The following is a 5,259-nucleotide window of genomic DNA, read 5'->3' on the forward strand; positions in this document are numbered from 1 at the left end:
TTCCATAAGTTTTATGTGATTCGTTCTCATGTCGCTGCTTTCATGAAACGGATCAATAAATCGCCTCTTGAAGTCATAGACCGTCTGCTTGTTCAGGTATGAAGTTTTTCAGTTCAATCTATATAGTTAAATATAAGCAATCGGCTAAATCATCAAAAAAGCTGAAACCTGAAGATAGTAAGCTGAGGAAAACTAACAAAGTCAAGCAACTTAATGAGCATGTGGTAACTTCCCTGACCGCCGAAGAGGCAGAACAATTAAAGTTTGATCCTGAGATCGAATATGTCGAAGAAGACAGTTTTATATCGAAAGCATCGGATACGATTACGCAGAACGTTTATCAGATCCATGCACCAGAGGTATGGTCGACGAACGTAACCGGAACAGGCGTAAAGGTAGCAGTCATGGATACGGGGATTAATGCTTCTTCAGATTTATATGTGGCGGGAGGAGTCTCATTCGTGGCTCAAGAGTCTACTCTTGAGGATCTGAATGGTCATGGCACTATGGTTGCCAGTATTTTGGCTGCCATGAGAAATAATGAGGGTATTGTTGGGGTATCACCTGGAGTTCAACTTTACAATATTAAAGTCATGGATACTAATGGACTTGGCAATTATAGTAACGTCATACAAGGAATAGAGTGGGCGATTGACCACGACATAGATATCATATCGATGAGTTTTGTAGGGCAAACCTTCTCTAGGGCGCTTGAAGAAGCCATGCAAATGGCTAGCGATCATGGTATCTTGTTGCTGGCAGCCACGGGTAATGAAGGGAAAGAGCAGGTGATGTACCCTGCTAAATATTCCTCAGTAATAGGGGTAGGGGCAATCGATAGTAACAACCATATTGCTCTATTTTCAAACTTTGGGCCGGAAGTAGACTTTGTGGCTCCTGGCGTTATGATTAAAGGAATCTCCCACGACGGTGGGGGATATATAACTATGAGTGGTACTTCTATGGCGGTTCCACATGTAGCGGGTGTGGCTGCCTTGGTTAAGCAGGCGAATCCAAATTACAGCAACGAAATGATCAAGCAACGGTTGATTCAAACCGCAACCGGCCTTGGAGATCAAATTAAATATGGTCATGGAATGGTTAGTGGTGCAAAGGCATTAGGTTATGAGGAACAGGCCTATACAATTACAGAAAGTACAGATCCAACTTATATTCCTCCAAAAACTTTGAAAGTTCGAGCACCAAAGGTAGGTATCGAATATTCGGTGGGGGAATCTGTTTATGAATCTGTTTATGAATCTGTATACGCGGCCAGCAGTGAATATCCGAGAACATATGATCATATCGCATTAAATAATGTGAATCTAAAACCGGACCAGGCTCCATTCAGCATAAACGGGTATGGGGAAAATGTGTCTACATTATCAGGTGGACTATCGTTGCAATCGACAGATCTGACTTTGCCGGGACGAAATGGACTCTCGTTCGCATTAACACGCTCATATGATAGCAGTTCCGCACAGCTGTATGATATGAATGTCGCTTATAAAGATGTCTTTTACTATAGAGTATATGGTACACAATGGCTTACGTATGATCGAAAAGATAGTTATGGGAATGAGTACTACGCAATTGCAACAGAAAGAATGAATCAAGTAGAAGTTGGATTTAATCCTATCGAAGCGGGGCAAGTTGCACCGAGTCCCAAACCATATTACCGTTATTTCCCAGATAATTTTTATCTTTATTATACTTCAGGATATAGATATTGCGGCAGCGGGTATTTGCTAGCCGAAGAATTCAGTTCCTGTTATGCTAGTGCATTAAATGCTTTAAGGTCCCTTAAAGGGCAAATAGATTATTGGGGTTCTTATTATGGACCGAGTTACCAAGGGAATTATTATAAGATGTGGTCATATTATGCAGATCCTGATATCTACACCCCTGTGGCTAATTTTACCCGTGTTTACTCAGCATACTTCAACGAGACGATTGAGAAAACGTATGAAGAAAAAAGGTTTCCTATTGGGAAGGGCTGGTCTTGGAATATCAGTTCTATTGAAAATAAGAATAACAAAAAGTACTTGCATTTGGCGGGAAAAGGGACATATGAAATTGGTGCAGATAATAAACTGATAGGCTACCCATGGAAGGATCTTATCTTTAGCAGCAATAGCTCCGTTATCGTTAATAATGAATACTCGAGCTATGAACTTAGGACGCTGGATGGACACCGTCAATATTTTAATAGTGAGGGATTGCTCCTCAGAATTAGTGATATCTATAATAATACGATAGATTTTTCCTACACTTATGTTAATCCGTATGGTAAAGTTTTGACCACCGTCACGGATGTTTTAGGAAACACGATAACAATAGCTTATACGCCAAGTAACGTAGTTTTAACTCAAGGTAAAAAGACTGTAACCTATACCAAAGGGCAATTATGGAACAAGGAGTTTCTGACCTCCGTTCAAGATGCAGAAAATCGGACCACTAAGTATTCTTACGAGTACAAGGATGCTTATTTTAATTTCCCATTCAACACGAGTGCCAATCAACCCAAGAGCAATCCTTACGGTTTGCTTTCTGGTGTTACACATCACACAGGAGCGTCTACGTATTATCAATATGAAGGTTATCCTGTCACCCGTTACTTTGGTACATCCGGCTACAACCAAGCATATCGCTTAAAAAAGAGGTACGATACCGCTTGGGAAGCCAGTACCTATCGTACGTTTAATACGACTTCCTTCTCATATTTCGGTGATATGGGAGCGTCATACAACAGCAGCTATAATTTTAGTACGACAATAGATAATGGGTTAAATCAAACAACTTACAAGAATTACAAGCAGTATGTGAACGATACTACACCTGCAGCATACTACACGACCAACGTTACTTCGGTAGCTGGATCAGAATCATTCGTTAGGGATCAGACATTTGACTATACTCGTCGGTTGCCGGTACCGTTAACGACAACGAGTAAATACGTCAAAAACGGCATATCTTCCGCATCAACTGTGGAATCCCGGACGTATGATGACTATGGGAATGTCTTGGATGACACCAATGCTAAAGGAGTAACTACCAAGTATGTATATGATCCGGTGACTCATTTGCTTACGTCTGTCAGCAGCCCGATAAACACGGTTCAGAAAAGTTTGGTTACTCTTACTCGAAATCCACAGAAATATCATCCGGAGAAAGTGACATTACATGACCAGTCGGTAACTGGGGTAACAGGCGAGTTAAAATCACAGCTCGAATTTTTTTACGATGGCTATGGAAACATCAATACGATTAAGATTAAGGATGATAGCCGGGATATCAGTATTAACCAGAAATACGATTCTGCGTTAAACTACGGATTCCTGACCGAGCGTTCTGTTCAAGTTTGGAATGCAGCTGGACAGCTCTCGACCATTATAGAGTCACTGGATTACGATAAATCTACCGGACTTATTAAGCAATATACCGACGGTAGGGGCTATAAAACCAATTATGAGTACGACAATTTGGGAAGGGTAACGAAGGCCATCTTTCCAGACAATAGCATGTACCGACTAGAGTACAATAACCAGAGCAATAAGATCACAGCAACGGATCAAACTGGCCTTGTAATCGTTGATAGCTGGAATCCGATTGGACTAAAGACATCGTCCGGTATTAGCGGTGGTGGAAGTACGACTTATCGATATGACGATTATGGTCGACTGGAATGGATGAAAGATGCCCTGGGGAATCAGACCTCTTATGCATACGATAACTGGGGACGTTTAAAAAAGGAGATAGCTCCCGGAGCCGCGGTTACGGAAATCGAGTATGATGACATTGAACGGACCAAAACCACAACTGATCCGGAACTGGTCAAAACGAAAGAAAAGTATGATGTTTTAGGCAGACTGGAGCAAAAAGATTGGATAAAGAATACAAATACTACGATTCGTCTCTTGCTTAATCAGTATGATCAAGCCGGGAATATTGTGAATGCGACAGATGGCAATTCCAATACGATCGAATATGAATACGACACATTAAGTCGTCTGATTGCAGTTAAAAATCCTTACCAGGAATTGACTCAGTATCAGTATAGCTTAGCGGGGCACTTAACCAAGACGATCTACCCAGATGGCTCTTTTGTACAAAAGCAGTATGATGAGCTAGGGAGAGTAATCCGGAAGACAGACCCAAGCGGGCAAAGCGAGACATATGCCTACGATGCAAACGGAAATTTAACAAATCATAAGGACAGAAAGGGTCAGTTGCAGTCATTTGTCTATAACGCAAGGAACTTTCTCACAACTAGCACTACGGCTTCAGAAACGATAACCTACACCTATGATCAAGCTGGAAGAAAAATGAGCATGACAGATTCCAGTGGCTTAACGTCATATGATTATTATCCTGTAACAAAATATTTGAAAAGTGTAACCTATCCGGATCTAAAAAAAATCCAGTACGTGTATGATATTCAAGGGAATCGCACCCAGATGACAGATCCTTTTAACTTAGTGACCATGTACAAGTATGATACGCGGAATCGGTTAAAAGAATTGGGGCCCACTCTGAATACAGTAGACCTGGAGGCTGCTTATACGTATAAGAACAATAGCTTGTTGTCAACTATTAAGCAAAAGAATGGAGTGGAGTCTGCATATACGTATAGCGGACCTTATCTTGAAAACTTGCTTCAGAAAAAGAGCAATCAATCTGTATTGAATAGCTATACTTACAGCTATGATAATAACGGGAACCAACTCAAGAAGACAGAAAATGGAGTATCTTATGATTTCCTATATGACAAAGTAGATCGCATCTCTACATCTAGTCAATTTACTGAAACTTACGGATATGATTCCAGAGGGAATCGTCAAACTTTGACAAGCAATCAACCGCTGAATTTAAGCGGAGCATCGTATGAGTACGATGATCGCAATCGATTGAGCAAAGTTACGCAAGATAATGGGAAAACCGTAACCTACAAGTATAGTGGAAACGGAATGCTCTATGAAAGAACTGAAGATGGGCAAACGGTTCGTTATTACTATGATGGAGCGAATATGATAGCAGAAGGTATCGTAGGCAGCGGGGGAGTGACACTGAAGGCCAGGTATATACGCGGAAATGCGTTAGTTGCACGCATAAATGCCAGCGGTATCAAGCACTGTTTATTGCATAATAAAAGTGCCGAATATTGCAGCGTAAAAATGCTAAGTTAAATGCAAAAGAGACACTTGCCAGCATCCTATTAAACTCCTATCGTAAGGTTTGCGAGAACTGACGAAGGAGACT

Annotated in this window: 1 protein-coding gene; it reads left to right on the top strand. The window is 41.1% G+C overall.

The features are described from left to right. Positions 1-98 precede the first annotated feature (98 nt). Positions 99-5,186, top strand: a complete 5,088-nt coding sequence (locus tag GSF01_RS28730; protein ID WP_159888693.1) for a S8 family serine peptidase — start codon at positions 99-101, stop codon at positions 5,184-5,186. Positions 5,187-5,259 lie beyond the last annotated feature (73 nt).

This window comes from Paenibacillus puerhi (assembly GCF_009846885.1).
In the GTDB taxonomy this organism is placed as follows: domain Bacteria; phylum Bacillota; class Bacilli; order Paenibacillales; family NBRC-103111; genus Paenibacillus_G; species Paenibacillus_G puerhi.

What these genes read in the sequence shown, in the direction of transcription:
- GSF01_RS28730 (WP_159888693.1), top strand. Translation starts at nt 99, where the DNA reads ATGAAGTTTTTCAGTTCAATCTATATAGTTAAATATAAGCAATCGGCT.